Source organism: Mycoplasmopsis ciconiae (assembly GCF_036350065.1).
GTDB lineage: Bacteria > Bacillota_I > Bacilli_A > Mycoplasmatales > Metamycoplasmataceae > Mycoplasmopsis > Mycoplasmopsis ciconiae.
In genome coordinates this window covers 1-19,109 of the sequence record NZ_JAZDWZ010000010.1, presented here as the reverse complement: position 1 = coordinate 19,109, position 19,109 = coordinate 1, and the positions used below count along the sequence as shown (strand labels likewise).

At 27.3% G+C, this 19,109-nt stretch carries 18 protein-coding genes and 3 tRNA genes; 12 read left to right on the top strand and 9 right to left on the bottom strand.

Annotated elements, in window-relative coordinates:
• The 7 genes from V2E24_RS03100 (at position 1) to eno (ending at position 9,900) form a co-directional block, all read left to right on the top strand.
• Positions 1 to 510 (top strand): adenine phosphoribosyltransferase, encoded by a 510-nt coding sequence (locus V2E24_RS03100; RefSeq protein WP_330500963.1) that lies wholly within the window; start codon positions 1 to 3, stop codon positions 508 to 510.
• A gap of 239 nt (positions 511 to 749) precedes the next feature.
• The gene (locus V2E24_RS03095) at positions 750 to 2,147 is read left to right on the top strand and encodes a BMP family ABC transporter substrate-binding protein (protein WP_330500962.1); all 1,398 of its coding nucleotides are present in this window, start codon (positions 750 to 752) and stop codon (positions 2,145 to 2,147) included.
• Between the two features lie 67 nt (positions 2,148 to 2,214).
• On the top strand, positions 2,215 to 4,482 hold the full coding sequence (locus tag V2E24_RS03090) for an ATP-binding cassette domain-containing protein (RefSeq protein WP_330500961.1): 2,268 nt from the start codon (positions 2,215 to 2,217) through the stop codon (positions 4,480 to 4,482).
• The gene (locus tag V2E24_RS03085; protein WP_330500960.1) at positions 4,472 to 6,085 is read left to right on the top strand and encodes an ABC transporter permease; all 1,614 of its coding nucleotides are present in this window, start codon (positions 4,472 to 4,474) and stop codon (positions 6,083 to 6,085) included. The genes V2E24_RS03090 and V2E24_RS03085 overlap by 11 nt, the downstream gene beginning before the upstream one ends.
• Complete coding sequence (locus tag V2E24_RS03080; RefSeq protein ID WP_330500959.1) at positions 6,085 to 7,047, top strand: ABC transporter permease; 963 nt, start codon at positions 6,085 to 6,087, stop codon at positions 7,045 to 7,047. The genes V2E24_RS03085 and V2E24_RS03080 overlap by 1 nt, the downstream gene beginning before the upstream one ends.
• Before the next feature lie 150 nt (positions 7,048 to 7,197).
• Positions 7,198 to 8,355, top strand: coding sequence for an HAD family acid phosphatase (locus V2E24_RS03075; RefSeq protein WP_330500958.1), 1,158 nt, complete (start codon positions 7,198 to 7,200; stop codon positions 8,353 to 8,355).
• A gap of 183 nt (positions 8,356 to 8,538) precedes the next feature.
• Positions 8,539 to 9,900 (top strand): phosphopyruvate hydratase, encoded by a 1,362-nt coding sequence (gene eno, locus V2E24_RS03070; RefSeq protein WP_330500957.1) that lies wholly within the window; start codon positions 8,539 to 8,541, stop codon positions 9,898 to 9,900.
• Positions 9,901 to 9,934: 34 nt separating this feature from the next.
• On the opposite strand, the gene V2E24_RS03065 is transcribed toward eno, so the two are convergent.
• The 6 genes from V2E24_RS03065 to V2E24_RS03040 all read right to left on the bottom strand — a co-directional run bounded on the left by V2E24_RS03065 (position 9,935) and on the right by V2E24_RS03040 (position 14,534).
• Complete coding sequence (locus V2E24_RS03065) at positions 9,935 to 10,414, bottom strand: hypothetical protein (protein ID WP_330500956.1); 480 nt, start codon at positions 10,412 to 10,414, stop codon at positions 9,935 to 9,937.
• A complete protein-coding gene (gene era, locus V2E24_RS03060) occupies positions 10,415 to 11,302 on the bottom strand; it encodes a GTPase Era (RefSeq protein ID WP_330500955.1) in 888 nt (295 codons plus the stop codon).
• The gene (gene cdd / locus V2E24_RS03055; protein WP_330500954.1) at positions 11,302 to 11,700 is read right to left on the bottom strand and encodes a cytidine deaminase; all 399 of its coding nucleotides are present in this window, start codon (positions 11,698 to 11,700) and stop codon (positions 11,302 to 11,304) included. Before cdd ends, era begins: the two co-directional genes overlap by 1 nt.
• Positions 11,701 to 11,702: 2 nt before the next feature.
• Complete coding sequence (ybeY, locus tag V2E24_RS03050) at positions 11,703 to 12,161, bottom strand: rRNA maturation RNase YbeY (protein WP_330500953.1); 459 nt, start codon at positions 12,159 to 12,161, stop codon at positions 11,703 to 11,705.
• A gap of 382 nt (positions 12,162 to 12,543) precedes the next feature.
• Entirely contained in the window at positions 12,544 to 13,953 is a 1,410-nt protein-coding gene (locus V2E24_RS03045) for an ATP-binding cassette domain-containing protein (RefSeq protein WP_330500952.1), read from the bottom strand.
• Positions 13,902 to 14,534 carry a cysteine peptidase family C39 domain-containing protein gene (locus V2E24_RS03040; RefSeq protein ID WP_330500951.1) on the bottom strand — a complete coding sequence of 211 codons (633 nt, stop codon included), beginning with the start codon at positions 14,532 to 14,534 and terminating at the stop codon, positions 13,902 to 13,904. Before V2E24_RS03040 ends, V2E24_RS03045 begins: the two co-directional genes overlap by 52 nt.
• A gap of 139 nt (positions 14,535 to 14,673) precedes the next feature.
• Here V2E24_RS03040 and V2E24_RS03035 point away from each other — a divergent pair, with 139 nt between their 5' ends.
• Positions 14,674 to 15,111, top strand: a complete 438-nt coding sequence (locus V2E24_RS03035) for an RpiB/LacA/LacB family sugar-phosphate isomerase (RefSeq protein ID WP_330500950.1) — start codon at positions 14,674 to 14,676, stop codon at positions 15,109 to 15,111.
• A gap of 100 nt (positions 15,112 to 15,211) precedes the next feature.
• Here the strand turns inward: V2E24_RS03035 and V2E24_RS03030 are convergent, their stop codons facing one another.
• From V2E24_RS03030 to V2E24_RS03020, 3 genes are all read right to left on the bottom strand, one after another.
• Complete coding sequence (locus V2E24_RS03030; protein ID WP_330500949.1) at positions 15,212 to 16,327, bottom strand: hypothetical protein; 1,116 nt, start codon at positions 16,325 to 16,327, stop codon at positions 15,212 to 15,214.
• A 176-nt stretch (positions 16,328 to 16,503) separates the two neighbouring features.
• A tRNA-Lys gene (locus V2E24_RS03025) sits at positions 16,504 to 16,579 on the bottom strand.
• An 8-nt stretch (positions 16,580 to 16,587) separates the two neighbouring features.
• A tRNA-Leu gene (locus V2E24_RS03020) sits at positions 16,588 to 16,674 on the bottom strand.
• A 614-nt stretch (positions 16,675 to 17,288) separates the two neighbouring features.
• Between V2E24_RS03020 and V2E24_RS03015 the strand changes: the two genes are divergently transcribed.
• The 4 genes from V2E24_RS03015 to V2E24_RS03000 all read left to right on the top strand — a co-directional run bounded on the left by V2E24_RS03015 (position 17,289) and on the right by V2E24_RS03000 (position 18,811).
• Positions 17,289 to 17,362, top strand: a tRNA-Gly gene (locus V2E24_RS03015).
• Positions 17,363 to 17,457: 95 nt separating this feature from the next.
• Positions 17,458 to 17,925, top strand: coding sequence for a hypothetical protein (locus tag V2E24_RS03010; protein WP_330500948.1), 468 nt, complete (start codon positions 17,458 to 17,460; stop codon positions 17,923 to 17,925).
• Positions 17,925 to 18,410 carry a DUF4231 domain-containing protein gene (locus V2E24_RS03005; protein ID WP_330500947.1) on the top strand — a complete coding sequence of 162 codons (486 nt, stop codon included), beginning with the start codon at positions 17,925 to 17,927 and terminating at the stop codon, positions 18,408 to 18,410. The genes V2E24_RS03010 and V2E24_RS03005 overlap by 1 nt, the downstream gene beginning before the upstream one ends.
• Positions 18,411 to 18,430: 20 nt before the next feature.
• The gene (locus V2E24_RS03000; protein ID WP_330500946.1) at positions 18,431 to 18,811 is read left to right on the top strand and encodes a hypothetical protein; all 381 of its coding nucleotides are present in this window, start codon (positions 18,431 to 18,433) and stop codon (positions 18,809 to 18,811) included.
• The last annotated feature ends 298 nt before the right edge of the window (positions 18,812 to 19,109 follow it).

Below are 19,109 nucleotides of genomic sequence, written 5' to 3'. Positions count from 1 at the left end.
ATGGATTTAAAAAAATATATTAGAGATGTAGAAGATTTTCCTAAAAAAGGAATTCTGTTTAAAGATATTTCTCCGCTTTTAGCTAATGGTGAGGCATTGCACTACACTATTGATTTAATGAGCAAATACGCACAAGATTGTGATGTAATAGTTGGGCCTGATGCTAGAGGGTTTCTTTTTGGAACACCTGTAGCATCTAAGCTTAAAAAACCTTTTTTAATGGTAAGAAAACCTAATAAATTACCCGGAGAAGTTGTATCGCTAGATTATGATTTGGAATACGGTTCAAATCGTTTGGAATTTCAAGTAGGTTTTGCTAAAAAAGGCCAAAGTGCAGCTATTATTGATGATGTTTTAGCTACAGGAGGAACAACTAACGCAATTATTAAGTTGTTAGAATCACAAGGTATTGTAGTTAAAAAAATAATTTTGTTAATGGAACTTGAAGAATTAAAAGGGCGCAAAACTTTTCCTGAAGGAATTGAAGTTATCTCTTTAATAAAAGCATAATATATTAAACTCGCTATACTTGTACGGTCAAGTGCGAGTTTTTTTATTTGCTTTTTAAAATAAAAATTTTTAATTTGCTTTCATTTAAATCAATTTTTCATTTATGCCTATAAAAAAGTCTCAAAACTCAAAAATATAATTATGGAAATTATTCCCATAATCCAAAAAAACAATGACGTTTCAAATATAATTAAAATATATGTAGATTATACAGTTAAAAAATTAAAGGATTATTTACAATGAAAAAATTTAAAAAGATTTTAATTAGCACATTGGTGCCTGCTGCAACTCTAGTTACAGCCGTAGCTGCTATTTCTTGCTCACCTAAAAAAGAATCAGGCGACAAACAAGAAAATCCAAAGGACGAAACACAAAATCCAAGTACACCAAGTACTTCAAAAGATACATCTTCAGAACAAAGTTCGGCTAAAAAAACACCTAAACCAAGCATATATATAGATAAAAATAAGCGTGTTGCTGAAATTAAGGAATCTAGTTTAATTACACCAGAAATTGGTATGAAATTCGCTGATAAAAAAATAGTATTAATCAGTGATCAAGGAGTTATTCAAGATAACTCATTTAACCAATCATCATGAGAAGCTTTAAATTTACTTTGAGATCAAACTGATGGTTACGCAAATATTTCTTCTATCGAATCTGGAGGTCAGTACACAAACGCTTATACAAGTGCACTCTCAGATGGTAAAGATGTTTGAGTTTTATCAGGATTTGGTCACTCATCTGGAATCGGAAAATTTATTAAAGAAAACAAAGAAGCGATGGAAGAGTTAAATCCGTTATTGGTTTTTGTAGATTTTAAAGTAGATGATTTAGATTATAAAAACTATGTTTCATTACAATATAAAGTACAAGAACCGGCATATATAGCTTCAAGAGCTATTTCAAAACTTCTTGCAGAAAAATACCCAGAAGTAACTCCGAATAAAAGAAAATTACTCGAATACGGTGGAGGTGATCAAAAAGGTGTAACAGATTTTATTACAGGATTCTTGAGAGGTATGATCAAACATAATACAGATAACCCAAGTAAAAAAGTTACAACTAACTCTGATGGAATTCCACTTAACTCAGGTTTCACTGGCGAAACACAAACGGCTACAATAACTCAAATAATTTCTATAAATGATGCAAAAGTTATTTTACCAGTAGCTGGAGAAGGAACAACACTTGTTGCTCAAAAACTACAGGAAAAAGGTGAATCAGCCAAAGATGTTATGTTAGTCGGGGTAGATGTTGATCAAGCAAAATCTAATCCAAACTATGCTTCTAGATTCGCTACAAGTATTACAAAAAACTTAGGTCAATCCGTATATGATATAATCGCGAAATTCGTTTATAAAGTAAATATTGCATCGCTTGTTGGAAAAGAGGAACAAAAAAATTTCTCTTTAGGACTTAAAGATAATTGAGTTGGACTATCTAAATCATCACTTGGTAATGAAGAAGATAAAAATAAACTTAATGCATACTTAGATCAATTTAAGACAGAGTTTTTAGCTTTAAACCCAAACGAAGCAAGTTTAATAACTTCTGATAAAGTAAACGCATCATCTAAAGACGCAGCAACACAAACAGTGTTGGTTCAAGAATTACAAAAATTAGTAAATAAATAATATTTATAAATAATAGTATTTCGCAACGCGATATACTATTATTTTGTTATATGTAGAAAAGAAAGACATGGAAAAATCACAAATTTTAAATGCAATTGAATTCAAAGATGTATCTAAAACATTCGGTACCATAAAAGCAAATCAACATATTTCTTTTCGTGTTAAAAAAGGTGATATCCACGCATTAATAGGTGAGAACGGTGCTGGTAAAAGTACATTAATGTCTATATTATTTGGTTTATATGAACCAGATTCTGGAAATATAAAGGTAAATGATAAAGATGTTATTATTAAATCTCCAAACGATGCCAACGATTTAGGTATTGGTATGGTTCACCAGCATTTTAAATTAGTAAACGTATATACTAATTTAGAAAATATCGTTATGGGTAGTGAATTTTATAACCCTAAAACACGTATTATTGATTATGCGCCAGCAATCAAAAAAATTAAATCAATTCAGGAAACTTTTAATATTCATTTTGATTTAAATAATATTACCGGTAACGAAACTGTAGCCACTCAACAAAAAGTTGAAATTATGAAGATGCTTTATCGTGACTCAGATATTTTAATTTTTGATGAACCTACAGCAGTTTTAACAGATGAAGAAATTCAAGGTTTATTAAATACATTTAAGTTATTTAAACAACAAGGTAAAACTATTATTTTTATTTCTCATAAACTATTAGAAATAAAAGAAGTAGCCGATACAGCGACTGTTCTAAGACATGGAGAAGTTAAGGGTAATTTTGATGTAGCGGATGTCAGTGTTGAAAAAATGGCGGAGTTAATGGTAGGTGGAGAGGTTCAAGTTATTAGAAATGAATATACCGATTCATCTAATAATTCGACAATACTATCATTAAAAAACGTTTCAACATCTAGCTCTAAACCATTAAAAAATTTATCTCTTGATGTAAAAGCTGGTGAAATAGTAGCTATTGCAGGTGTTGAAGGTAATGGGCAAAAAGACCTAGAATATGTTATTAGTGGAATGATGAAACCTTCATCAGGATCTCTTCTTTATAGAAAAACTGATAGAGTTGTTAAATCATTCAAAAAAATAAATAAGTCGAAAAAAATATTTAGAATTTCTTTATTTTTATCATTATTTATATTACTTGCTATTTCAGCAACATTATTTACAATACCGCGAATTATTGAAAAGCCAGATATTAAAGCCATTATCTATCTATTTGGAATTTCAGGAGCTGTTTTAGCCTTTCTTAGTTGCATTTTAATTCTAAAAGAATACTTTTATGAATGATTTAGAGAAAGATACATGAATGGTAGACTGATAATAATGCAACAAGTCAATAATAATAAAAAACTGAAACTTTATAATCTTGTCTCAAATTTAGAGCTAGTATCTATTTTTTCATCTATTGTTTTAGTTATTTTTACTTTAATGGGAGATTTTCCTACTTACAAATTAGTCGCTGGAATTTTTGCAATTATTTTGCCATTAGTTTATATAAATACTTTAACTTTTATTAGAGAAAAAATATATGCAAATGTTATTTCAACATTAAATACAAAACAAAAGATAAAAAATTTACTACCTAATTTAGCTAGTTATTTTATAGCTATAAGCACTGTTGTTGTATCAGTTCTTTTTATAATTTTTAATGACAAAACTCTTACATATATCCTGTTAATATTTTTAACAACATTATTTTTATATATGGTTTTTTACAAAATTATAAAGCCAATTATTTTTGCAAAAATCACATCTTTAAATCAAGAAAGTGATTTTATAGATCTTAATAGTTTAACTGTAAAAGAAATTTCAAAAATGGGATTATCTTACATCCCTAGCGATAGACACAAACACGGTTTAGCGTTGGATTACACCATATCGCAAAACACTGTATTAAGAAGAATGTGAGACAAAAAATATCAATTTTTATCAATCTTTAAAAATAAAACTATCAAACGTGAAACACTTGACATTATTGATAATTTTGACGTTAGAGGTGCTAGAGAAGGTAGTTCTTTAGCTAGATCACTTTCGGGTGGTAACCAACAAAAATTTATTGTAGGTAGAGAGATGTCATCTCCACACGATTTTATTTTAATATTACAACCAACAAGAGGTTTAGATGTTGGTGCGATTAAAAATATCCATCAAAAAATTATTCAAGAGAAAAAAGATGGTAAAGCAATTTTACTTATTTCCTATGAGTTAGATGAAGTGTTTGCGCTTGCTGATAGAATTGCTGTTATTAATGGTGGTGAAATAGTTGCTATTAAAACAGCTGATAATATCACAAGAAAAGAAATTGGGGTTTATATGGCAAGTAAAAAACAGGAGGTAATCAGTGACATTTAATATAAAGAAATTACCTTCCACTTTATCTTCTTTTATAACACTTGAAGATAAACAAAAAGGGAGAAAAAAAGTTTATGCTTCTTTATGAGCAATCTTTTTTGGTTTTCTAATCGCTTCAATTATTTATTGAATAAAAGGTACTACAGGTGTTGCTCCTCAAAATACAAATATTTTTAGTTTTGTTACTTACTTATTTGAAGGGGCTTTTGGTGTTGGCTCAAGAACCACAGCAAGAATAATTAAAAACTTCCTTATACTATTTGTATTTTTTGGTTTTTCAGGATTAGCTATTGTTATTAGTTTTAAATCCGGTTTGTTTAATATCGGTGCGCAAGGCCAAATGCTTTTACCAGCGATATTATTTTTTGCAATATTAATATTAAATAGAGCAAATTTTTCAGAAATAAGTTTAGCTTATTTAGTCGCAATGTTTTTTGTTTTCATAATGGGCGGAATGCTCTTAGGAGCTATTTCTGGATTTTTAAAAGCTTTTTTCAATGTACATGAAGTTATCTCAACAATTTTTCTTAACTGAATAATGATCTTTATTTCAGCTTGACTTTTTACAAGATCAAACTATGTTTTAATCCCTAACGATGGTACAGTTAACCCTAATAAGTATTTTAGTGCCTTAAACGGAACTATATCAATTTTTATTGAATCATCAGTGGTTAATGTATTTATTTATTTTGGTGTTGCTTTGGTTATTTTAATGGCTATCATTTTTTGATTCGTGTATTCTAAAACATCAATAGGATATAAATTAAAAATGGTCGGATTAAATAAATCAAACGCAAAATACGTTGGAATTAACGAAAAATTAATTGTTGTTTTGGTCATGGCTATTTCAGGAGCTCTTTCGGGGTTAGCTGGATTTTACTACTATATAATTTACTCTAAAAAAGTTGATGGTCAATCAAGTCCACTAGGAATTTCTTTTGAAGGTATTGCTATAGCCTTGATTGCATTAAATAGTCCAATTGGAAGTTTATTTGCTTCAGGTCTTTATGCGGTTATTTACAATGGACAAACATCATTTGCCCTTAAAAAAGGAAGTGAGAGTGTAGATTCTAATTTCTTCGCTTTATTAACTGGTTTAATTATTTTTATGGCCGCACTTTCGCTTATGTTTTATAAATTTAGACCATTAAGAAGTATATTTAAGTATTCACTATTTTTTACAAATGGTGAGTATTGATTGAATTTTAAAACTTATCATATAAGTAATCTTAAATATATAAGAAAAGAAAGATTTAAAGTTGTTAAAGCCTATTTTAAAGAGATAAAAGTAAAATTTAAAATCAAAAAAGAACAAACTGAATACCTTAAAAAAGTTAATGCTCTTATAAAACAAACTAAAACCACCGATTCACAGCAAACAATAGATATTTACTCACAAATATCTAAGCAGAGAATCGAGTTTAATCAACTTATGTATGACAAAGGTTTAGGAATATATAAAGAGCTTAAAAACAAGTATAAATCCATAAAAAGTGACAAGAAAAAACAATATAAAATCTTTAAAGAATATTTATACAAAAATTTAACTAATAAATACTTTCATAAATTAATCCCATCAGCAGTAAAAGAGGTTCAAGAATAATGGAAATTGCTATAGTATTAAATTATGCTGTTTTATACTTCGGCATAGTCTTTTTAGGGACAATCTCAGGTATTTTTTCTGAACGGGTTGGGATTGTTAATATTGCGATTAATGGATTTTTAGTTTTTGGTGCTATTAGTTATTTTGCTTTTTCAATTTTATTTGGTTCATTTATTGAATATGACAAAAATGAAGGTTTAAATCCTTGATACCAAATACCAATAGTAATTCTTTCTTCATTATCATCGGGTATTTTTGCGTTGCTATTTGGTTTTGCAACAATAAAATTAAAATCTGAACAAACTATTTCAGGTTTTGCTCTTAATATTTTATCTGCTGGTATAACAGGAATTTTAATTATTTTCTTTATAACTTTCCAAAGAGCATCTTCTGTTACTTTACCTTTTAAAGGTGAATTAGCGTGAAACACTTACAGCGGAAGTTTTAAGAATTTAGTATCTCTTAAAGTCTTTTTATCTGTAGTTATAGGATTTGTGTGTTGATTCGCACTAAGAAAAACAAGATGAGGTTTAAGATTTAGAGCAATAGGTGAAAACCCACAAGCAGCTGATGTTGCAGGAATTAATGTTAATGCTAAAAAATGACAAGGGGTAATTCTAGCTGGAATTATTGCTGGAGTAGGTGGAACTATTTTTGCTCAATCTTCTCCAACTGTATTTTCTTCAACTAAAGACGTTGATGGACTTGGATATATTGCTTTAGCGATTATGATTACTTCTAGATGAAGAATTTCAATTTCTGTTATTGTGGGATTGTTATTCTCTTTACTAATTTCATTAGCAACATACGGAATTATTATTTTTGGTGAAGTTTATGAACCTTATAAAACATTATTAAAAGGGTTACCATATTTAATTACCTTAATTTTAATAACTTTCCAAAGTAAAAATTCATTTGCTCCTGCGGCGGCAGGAATACCTTATGATAAGTCTCAAAGGTAGCAAAAAAGCGGAAATTATTATCCGCTTTTTTGATACTAAGTATTGAAAAAATTCCATAAATTATGAAATTTAAAAACCAAATTAATTACTTTTATAATTTGGCTAAATAATACAATAAAATTTAAATAACTTTTATAATGTAGGAGAAAAATGAAATTAAAAAATATTTTATTAACATCATCATTAGCTTCGACAGCTATAATCCCCTTTTTATCTTTATCATGCCAAGATACAAGTAAAGAAAAAGAATTAAATGATAAAATTTCCAATCTTGAATCCCAATTAGATAATAAAACTAAAGAATTAGAAAAAGCTAAAGAAGCTTCAAAAAGCTATTTATTCGGTTTGGGTAATGCTTGAAATAGTTTTGCTCCAGAAAAAATAGCTATGACCTTAACAGAATATTCATTAGCTAAACACGCTTTCAATGTTATGAGTTCGCAAGAATCAATTTCAAAAAATAATGTTAAAGTTACTGAAGACTCCGTCGTTGTAACCAAACCTGAAAAAGGAAAATACATTCCTGTTGTTTTTATGGATATTGATGAAACAGTTGTAAATAATTACAAATTTAATAACGCTTCATTTGTAAAAAAACACAATAATGAGCCATTCAAAGAAAGAATTCATTCATTCGTTTTAGATAAAAAATCAGACATATTAGCTGGAGCTATAGAATTTATTAAACACGTTTGAAATAACGGTGGAGTTGTAATGTTTAATTCTAATAGAGAGCAAGAAAATGGTAAAGAAGCGACAAAACAGAATTTAATCGCATTAGGACTTGATGAAAAATACATGCCAGATTTTTCATGGTGATTAAATGGTGTTTCTTTAGATAATAAAAAGAACAAAAACTTTAAACCATGAACTACATCAACAGCTTCAAGAACAAATAAAGAAGATAGAATGAATTATGTTAATGATAATTCATTGGATGTAAATAACGATAACAACCCAATAGATTTTAGAGTAGTTATGAAGTTAGGGGACGATATCAATGATTTTAACGATAACTTCACAAGAAGTAATGAAGCATCAAATAACTACCAATTAACAAATGATACATTATTTAAATCGCAAGATGGACCGCGTGATTTATATGGTAATTTAGATTTAAGTATCAAAGAAAAATTCTATAACAATAAAACAAACAAGTGAGAATCTAAAGATTGATCATCTTCATATATTTTAATTGGTGGTCACATAGCTCACGGAAGTTATTTAAAAAGACTTTTTGGAACTTACGAACCAACTCCAGAGCAAGTTGTTGAATTATTACAAAAATATCAATGAGATAAAAAATAATATTAAAACATGATAAAAATTAACATTAATTGGTGTTAATTTTTATTTAACCTATTTTGGAAAATAAAGTGTTTTAAAATATGGAATATTTACACAAATAAATTTATATGATTTTAGCCAAAAATATATTATTTTTAATAATGATATAATTAAAACAATAACACATTATAAATAAGGAGAAAAATGTCAGCAATTATTAAAATTCACGGGCGTGAAGTATTAGACTCACGTGGTAACCCAACAGTTCAAGTTGAAGTATATACAGAAGCTGGTGCTTACGGATCAGCTATGGTTCCTTCAGGTGCCTCAACAGGAACCAGAGAAGCTTTAGAATTAAGAGATAAAGGTTCAAAATATGAATCAAACTGATTTGGTGGTAAAGGTGTTATGTTAGCTGTTGATCACGTTAACTACGATATCGCTCCACACATTATTGGTATGGAAGTAACTGACCAACGTCAAATTGATTACAAAATGATTGAATTAGATGGAACAGAAAACAAAGAAAACTTTGGAGCAAACGCTATTTTAGGAGTTTCTTTAGCTGTTGCTAGAGCCGCTGCTAATGAATTACAAATTCCATTATACAAATACATCGGTGGATTTAACGGACACGAATTACCAGTTCCAATGTTAAATGTTATTAATGGTGGAGAACACGCTTCAAACACAGTTGACTTCCAAGAATTCATGATTATGCCTGTAGGTGCTAAATCATTTAGAGAAGCTATGCAAATGGCTAACTTCGTTTTCCACAATTTAGCTAAATTACTTAAAAAAGCTGGACACGGAGTTCAAGTTGGGGACGAAGGTGGATTTGCTCCTAACTTTAAATCTCACGAAGAAGCTTTAGACTTCTTAGTTGAAGCTATTAAAGCTGCAGGTTACACACCTGCAACAAGTGGTGAAAAAGCTGTTGCTATCGCTATGGACTGTGCTTCAAGTGAATTATACGAAAATGGTGTTTATACATTTGGTAAATTAAAAGAAGCTATCGAAAGCAAAAAACCAGGTTTTGAACACTTAACAGATGTTAAATTAACATTCACAACAGATGAAATGGTAAATTATTTAGAGTCATTAGTAAATAAATACCCAATTATTTCTATTGAAGATGGATTTGCTGAAGGTGATTGAGCTGGATTTGAAAAATTCACAGCTAAAATGGGTGATCGTTTACAAATTGTTGGTGATGACTTAACAGTTACAAACACAAAAATTTTAAAACGTGCTATTGAAGAAAAAGCAATGAACGCAATTTTAATTAAAGTTAACCAAATTGGTTCATTAACAGAAACTTTAGAAGCTATCCAAATGGCTCAAAAAGCTAATATGACAGCTGTTGTTTCACACCGTTCAGGAGAAACAGAAGATACAACAATCGCTGATATCGCTGTTGCTTTAAACACAGGTCAAATTAAGACAGGTTCTATGTCAAGAACAGACCGTATTGCTAAATACAACCGTTTATTAGCTATTGAAGAAGAATTAGGATCAGTTTCTGCTTATAAAGGTAGAAGTGCATTCTACAATCTTAAAAAATAATTTTTAAAAAATACTGGTGGGTACCAGTATTTTTTTATCTTCTTTGGCAAAGCAAAAGATTAAAGGTTTTTAGGTTTTTTATATCTTGTATTTTGAATCAATTTAGATAATCATCATCAAATTTTTTGGATTTTATAAAATTCACATTCGACATACAAATTAGCGCTCTATCAACGTAAGGGATGTATTTTAGTAATATAAAATCATTATCAACGATATATAAATCTTTATCACTTTTGTTACGATAGTGACTAATTACGTTATACACATTACTTATGTATTTAACGTTTTGTTTGGAATTTCTACTCAAATTTTGAAAATTATTAATATGGACAAAAACGCTAAAGTTATCAAAATCTAATTTATTGTCTTCGTATGTTTTTTGAGAAACAAGAATAATTTTATTTTTTAGTTTCTCATTCAAAAAATTATAGTACGAAACAGAATCGAATTTCGGAGTGTTACTAAAATCAATATTGTTTTTTTGATCCATTATTCAAACAGCTTTGATCATTTAATATCCAAACCGTTTTAGTTGTTTTTCATCATCAACTCATTTTTTAGCAACTTTTACTTTTAACTCTAAATATACGTGAGTATCAAATTGCTGTTGCATTTTCAATCTAGCTAATTTACCTATTTGTTTTATTTTTTGCCCGTTAACACCAATAACCATTCCCTTTTGAGAATCCTTTTTGACGTATATTACAGCTCTAATGTTGATTTGATCTTCACTTTCTTCTTCAAAATCACTAACCTCAACAGCTATTGAGTGTGGCAATTCTTCGTATAAGGAGTTAATAGCGCTTTCACGAATTATTTCTTTGGCTAAAAACCTCATACTTTTATCGGTTATATAATCATCATCATAATAAGCTAAATCTTCGTATGCATTTTCTTTTAAAATGTTAATTAAATCCTCAACAGATTTATGTTTATTGACTGAAACACTTGTTATCATTTTGAAATTATAATGTGAGAGATCTTCGATTTTTTGTGTAATCAAATTAATGTCGTTAATTTTATCGATTTTAGAAATAACTGCAATTTTGTTTTCAATTTTTTGAATTTGTTCAAGAATATACAAATCACCTTTTCCTAATTTTTCGTCAGCAGGAGTTAAAAACAAGACTAAATCTGTTTCTGAGATAGTTTGTAAAGCATTTTTATTTAACGCTTCTCCTAATTTGTTAAGTGGCTTGTGAATTCCAGGTGTATCAATAAAAATTAATTGATATTCTTCGTCATTGTAAATTGCGGCTATTTGGTCTCTTGTAGTTTGTGGTGTGTTTGTCACTATCGAAACATTGTAATTAACAATTTGGTTCATCAAGCTACTTTTACCGACATTAGGTCTTCCTAAAATAGCTATAAAACAAATTTTTTTCTTTGTTTGTTGCATTATTTAAATAAATCCTCTGACCTTACAGCAAAAGGTACAATTTCTTTTACGCTATTTACTCTAATTTGCTTACCATCATAAGAATATTGATAGATTTTAGCATCATCTGGCATAAATTCTGTTATCACTTGTCTGCAACCAGCACAAGGACTTATAACTGTGTCGTTTAACTTAGAAATAATATGAATTTCTTTAAAAGAACCAACCTTTGCTCCGTAAGCTACCGATCCAAACAAAGCACTTCTTTCAGCACATAATCCAGAAGGATAAGCTGAGTTTTCGACATTAACACCATAATACTCTTTACCGCTTTGATCAATAGCTATAGCAGCTACAGGAAATTTTGAATAGGGTGCATATGAATTTTCTAATAACGCTTGTAATTTTTTGAATTCCATTTTTAATCCTCTCTAAAAATTTTTACTTCTTCCATAATTTTGTCAACAAATCCGTTCATAACAACTCTTTCATCTTCGATTTCGTGATCATAACCAAGTAAATGAACTAACCCATGTGCGAATAAATAACAATATTCTCTTCTTAAGGAATGGTTAAATTCCAAGGCTTGTTGCTTGACTTTTTCATCGCTTATGATTAATTCACCCAAATGAATAAATGGTAGTTTTTCATACATTTGAAAATCATCAAAACCAAAACTTAATATATCTGTGGCATAGTCTTTTTGGCGATATTCTTTATTTAATTTTTGAATTGTTTTGTTATCCACAATCATCACATCTACTTCAAGATCTTTGTTAATATCAAAAACTTTAGCTAAGGCTTTGAGTGTGTTTTTAAAATCACTTGTGAACAAAAATTTTTCTTTAGTGTTATTTTCTATATTAATTTTAAATTTCATATTTAAAATTATAAATTATTTTTATTTAAAAATTGTCTTAATCCACTCTATAAACGAGATATCCTCATCAATTATGATTACTTTAAGATATTTATGTTTATCTATATCTGCAGATAAGTCGTTATAAAACACAAATTCAAAAATATTACTTTGTATATTTTTTATATTTACCTTTTGCGCAGGTGAATTAGGAAAATCTGCAAATATTAAATATATATCTTTTTCTTTAACTTTGGTTTTTAGAGTACCTAAATATAAATTTTTTTCTTGTGAAATATATGTGTAGTAAGTATTTTTAAATTTAAGTGTAAATATAAAATAAAGCCCAATGCATAAAATTAAAATACACACAAACAAAGCAAAATAAATAAAAAAATATTTTTTAAGCATTTTCTAAGTTAATTACACTAGCATTAGGATTTACATATATGTTATTGTGGCTAATTTCAATAAATTTGGCTTCATTTTGGTAATCTTTTATGCACAAAATTAAAAATTCACTAATACGCTTATCAATATTTTCGAAAATCTCATCCAAATATATAAAATCAAATTTTTGCGTAAACAATCTTAAAAGTTGGACAAAATGACGTTGTCCTTTAGATAAATTTTGTGCATTATTAAACATAAAAGTATTTATGTGTAAGTTTAAAAAATCAAAAACATAATGTAAATCGTACTTTTTATAATTTTGATAAAAAATCTTTTTGTTCTTTTTGTTGTCTAAATTTAGATATTGTTTAACACTCATAGAAGGTATCCATTCACTAGTGTGTAAATAAATTGTGTTATATAGATAATTTTGTGGAAAACTATTGTGCGGTTGATTATCGATATAAATTTTTCCACTGTTAATATTGTTTTTGTTTGTTAGTGCCATTAAAAAAGAACTCTTTCCTATTCCATTTTTACCTTTTAAAATTACATTGTTATTTAAAATGAAATAATCGATATTAAGTGTATTGTTATTTATTCCCAAATATTTAATTTCAAAACTTTTAATGCTTTTTTCAAGCATAAAAAGTTTCTGTCTATGTTGTAACTCACTCACAAGTGATAAATAATAAAAATAATTAATTTTAAACTCTTTTGATGCATTTAAGAGCGTTCAAAAATTTTTTAGTGGGTTCATAAAAAAAGAAATTGTAGCGCTAAAAAAGATAATATCACTAAGACCAAAATCTCCTTTCCAACTTAAATATACACCCATAAATAAAACAAAATATGGGATAACCTCTAAGAAAAACTTACTAAATAACTCAAGTGTATTAATGTATGTGTTTTTTAGCATTACTTTTTGATTGGATATTTTACTTTTTTGATATTCGTCAATGAAATATTTTTTAAATAAATGAGATTGGTGTGTTTTGAAAGTGTTGATTATATCTATGGTTAAGTTTGTGTGTTCTTGGAAATTAATTGTTGAGATTTTAGTTATTTTTTCTTTTAAAAAAGAACTTGTGTAACTTATTGTCAAATAAATAATTCCACTAATAAGTATCAATAAGGTTAAATAATAATTAAAATAAAACAGAAACATAATTGATGCAATTAACGAAAACACGCTTATAAAAACATTAGGTAAAAAAGTTTTTTGGAAATTAAAAACACTAAAAAATGAATTGAATTTGATCAATAAATTTGTGTTATCGTATTTTTGGTTAATATTTATTGATCCTAAAATTATTTCATTAATTATTTTTTGCTTAAAATTTAAGCTTGCATCAATAATAATCTTATTTACAAATAAATTAGCAATACTTTCGAAAATATAAGAACTGATTTTATTCACAAAAATAAAACCAAAACACTAAAAAATATACTTTTAAATGCCGAGACATTTAATTTTTCAACGCTTAATTTAACAATAAAGGGACTAATAAAATTAATTATTAAGGCAACAACTAAAAACAATAAATAAACATAACTAAAATTAAAAATAAAATCTTTATATTTATTTTCGCCCAGAAAATCACCGTTTTTAGTTATCTGGATCACAATTCCGGCAAAAACACTTTTAAATTTATCTGAATCATAGACGCAATTTCCTAGTAAAGGATCAAAAATATAAATTTTGTTTTTAACAATTTTTTTAATGATAATCGAATGCAATATTTGTTTATCTTCTATTAAAGCAACAAAAGGAAACTGATCTTTATCAATTACAAACAAGTCTTTAAAATCTAATTTATATGTATTAATTTGTAGTTTATAAAAATGACTAAGCTGCTTAATTTGTGAAATACTTATACCTTCGTCGTTGTATTGAACCTTTGCTTTTAATTCGAAAATATCAATTTTAACTTTGTGCACTTTTTTTATAAAAATAGCTAAGTTAACTAGCATACAATCTTTTATGTCTATTTGTTTCATCAATAATATTTGTGTTATTTTATAAAAATAGACTTAAAAAAAACTATTTTTGGACTATTCAAGTATGTATAAATTGCATTTGCTCGTTTTTGTTTAAGGTGTTATAATTTAATTACACTTTATTTATTTTGGAGATATTATGAAAAAAATTGTTGCTTTAGCTAGTGACCATGCAGGTTTTAAGTTAAAGGAAGAAATTAAGGATTATTTAACTGAATTAGGCTATGACACAGTTGATTTAGGACCAAATACTGATAATGCATCTGTTTCATATGCTGAAAAAGGTAAAGAATTGGCTGAATATGTAGACAGCAGACATCCTGATTTTGGTGTGGCAGTATGCGGCACAGGATTAGGTATTTCTTATGCTTTAAATAGACATAAACACATAAGAGCCGCAAGAGTTGTTTCTGTAGAAGATGCACATTTAGCTAAATTACACAACGACGCCAATGTTTTATGTTTTGGCGGAAGACAAATAAATTTTAATCAAGCTAAAGAAATGATTGATGAGTACTTAAAAACCACTTACGAAGGCGGAAGACATCAATTAAGAATAGAAGAGTTGGACAAATAGTTATATTTGTACAACTAAATTTATATACCCTAAGACAAAAGTAATAAAAAATTAACATTCAGCGAATGTTAATTTTTATTAATCAATATAACTTAGGAAATTATGATTGTTTGTTAATAACAATTTTGTGAAGTGTTTTTGTTGTTTTATCTTCGACTCAATTTCCTGCATTATCAATAAATGAAATTCTAGCCTCTACATAAACTTTACCATTTTCATCTTTTAAAATAGACATTTTTCTAGCGTTTGAATTGGTAATAGTTGTTCTTATTGCATAATGATCCATAGCATATGATTTAGAAAATTCTTGTAGTGCATCAGCATCTGCGGCATATTGAACATATTCTGTTATTTTAATAGGTTTATCATTTTTGTCATTAGATCTTATTTCAAGTTTATCTAATCTTAAGTGGTATTTAGTGTTATTTTCACTTATTTGTTCATATATTTGTGCCGGAAGAGTTATTGTCACCAATGTTCCATTAGCAAGTAACTCGTCTAATTTTGTAGCTGTAGCATCAAGTGATTGCTCTGGAGCTGGTTTTGGTTTATCAGTTTCTGTATTTTCTGATTCAGTTTGAGTTTCGTTTTGAGATTGTGGTGCAGTTTTGTTATCCAAAACAAGTTCTATTTTATAATCTTTAGAATCGTATGCGTATTGGATCACTAATTTTACTTTAGATTGTTCACTTAAATACTCAAATGGAGTTTTAAGATATTCATAGCTTTTTGAATTTGAACGTTCTTTTTCAGATATTTTAGTTGAATTAAATCCATCTTTAAATTTATAAATTTGAAGACCTTTAATATTTGAACCGTTTTTTTCATTATAATTGTCATCTGTGTACAATCCATCTTCTTTTATAACGATTCTAACATCTTTTCAATCTCTTGTTTTTGCACTTTCAACTTGATCTAGAAGATCGCTTAAGTTATCTCTAATAAGTTGTAAATGTTGGTTTTCGTTTTCAGAAACAGTTGCGTTATTTTCTGCAGTAGTATTTTGCTGTTTTTCTTCCACACTAGCAGAAGGATTTTGCGCTTGTGTTTGTTCGTTTGTAGAAGGATTTTGTGTTTGTGTAGGTGTTTTATTTTCTTCTCCATCTTTTTTATCTTGTACTTTTTGTGCACAAGAAAGTGCAATTAGAGGTGAAGTTACAATTGTGGTAACAACACCCATACTTAAAAATAAATTAAATTTCTTACTCTTTTTCATGTTTTTATTCTATCATAATTAAAAAACTTTTGCTGAATATATGGAAATATTCCACTTTTTATATTATTATTTCTCTTTATATAATAATAAACTTTGTTGAGCAATAGTTTCAATTGTGTTATAACAAAAAAAAAAAAAAAAAAACACCGAAGTGTTTTTTGGTCATATAGATGAAATGGTACGCTCTAGAGGATTCGAACCTCTGACCCAATGGTTAAAAGCCATTTGCTCTACCTGCTGAGCTAAGAGCGCATTAATTTTGGTGCCCAGGACTGGACTTGAACCAGCACAGTATTGCTACCGAGGGATTTTAAGTCCCTTGCGTCTACCTATTCCGCCACCTGGGCAACTTGCTTGCTAAACTATTATAACATAAAAAAATAATTTTAAAATATTTTTTTATTTATATTTTTTATTTATGTCGCTTGCTAGATTATTTTAGCACAAATTAACCAAGCATCAAAAAAATTTTCAAAATATTGATTAATCAATTTTAAAAGATTATTCTATTTGTGTAGATGTTTTAATCAATTAATATTTATTGATTTTTTTCATCAAAGTTTAATTTTTATTTATATATTAATAATATAAATTATAACTTTTGAAGTTATTGCTGATATTATTTTTCATAATATTTAAAAATATCAATCAATCTTAAAGATTGTCTTTTAAAAAAAGACGATGCTTATCGCAAGCATCGATCTTTAAGTGGTTCCGTAGTTAAATTGTGTACAAAAAAGAAAGGAACCATAATAATTATAAAAATTATAAATAAGGTTTTCAATAAAACTTTAATTATGTTTTCATAAAACTCCAACACTTTTAAATAATTTTTTTAAAATTTTATATTGTTTAATATATAATTGTCTTGCTTTTTAAATCTCATTTGAAAAAAAGGAAAAAAATAAAAAAAATATTTTTGTTACTTTAAAAAGTGTGCTATAATTATTAAGCAACAAACGCGAGTGTAGTTTAATGGTAGAACTTCAGCCTTCCAAGCTGACTGTGAGGGTTCGATTCCCTTCACTCGCTCCATATCATTTTGGCCTAATACATCGAAAGATGTATTTTTTTTAATTTTCAAAATTGTTTTTATTATAAAAATATTATTTTTATAATATAATTTAAATATGGATAAAATAATTGAAGCTTTGGTTAAAAAAATTAAACAAGATGAAAAAAGACTAAAAAGAGTCCAGATTTTTGACAGGCTTTTAAGTTTAATCATTACTTTATTAAATTTGACAGTTGTAGCTATCGCTGTAACTACATTAGTCATACTTGTAAGATTATTAGAAGACAAAAAAGATCAAAATATTTCAAAAAGCTCTTTTTATTTGTTGATTGTTTTGGTTTCATTCATACTATCAAACTTTTTCTTAACAATCTTTATAGAAGTTTATAAAAAAAATATGCGTGATGTAAAGTATAAAAAAATACAAAATACTTTACTAGATTTATATATAAAGTATCAATCTAATGTGATCACAGAAGAAGAATTAGACCAATATATCAACATACTTTATACAAAGCTAAAACGAAAAAGTAAAATTGTTGTAGCTGATATTGTTAAAGAGCAATTACAGAAAGGGAAATAATGATTCAAAAATCAAGCTATAAATTTTATTTAGATACTAAGAAAAAAGTATCTAGAAATGTTTATGTGTATGGTGTGCTTTATTACGTGTTAAATTTTTTAACAATATCCGCAGCTCTTTTAACTGGAATTTTGACAACTTGATTTTTAGCTGGTACTGTTAAGGGGTTTTCTGGTGAGAATCCTTATAGATCTTTTTTAAATGAAAGCAATTCTTTTGTTATTATTATTACTTTTATTAGCGCTGTATCGAGTTTAATAACAGGATTAATTTCTTTTTTTGTAATCAATCAAAATTTTGAACTTAATAAAAATAGATTAAAAAAAATTAGATTTGAATATATCCTTTATCAATCTGACTTATTTTATTATTCTGGTTTATCAAAAATAGATAAAGACTATACCCTTTTTAAAAGATTAGAATTTATATTAAATATTGATAGATATCAAAGAGAGCAACTTTATTTAAGTGAGCCTGCTAAGTAAATTATTAAAAGAGGTCCCAAATGAAAAAAATTAATAATAAATTATCGATTAAAATATCCGATTTAGATTCTATATCTAAGCGTAAATATATTGTGAGCAGAGGTATTTTTGTTTTTAGCAGCTTATTAACTTTATTAATAGCGGCTGCAACAGTTTTATTAAACCTTTTTGCCATACGTTTTAATGCATTTCCTCAAGAGACATTAGCCTTATTTATATCTATTTCTATAATTACATTTATTATTACTTTTTTAATAAGTATTCAGTCTTTTTTGAATATTAAAAATATAAAGAATATCATTACATCTAATATAGAAACTAATAAAAACGCAATTGATCTTTTTAAAGATAATAAAACTTTAACCAAAGAACAAGTTGATCAATTGACTGAAACTTTATAAAAAATTTATAATATAAGATGGCTTAAAAAGCTGTCTTTTTTATTAACGCTTTTAAAATAAATTAATAAATCAATATACAAAACAAATTTATGGTATGATCGTTATTCTGTAAGAAGCCTAAATTTTTGTTTTTTATGTAAAACGTCCTTCGTTAAAATATCGATAAAATAAAAAAATAAAAAAATTTTGAAAAATAAATAAAAATCGTGCTAGAATAATTTAGCTGCACAAAGATGACAGCACTATGTTCTTTGAAAACTAGATATACAAAACATGACAGTCAATTTTTTCGAGAGTT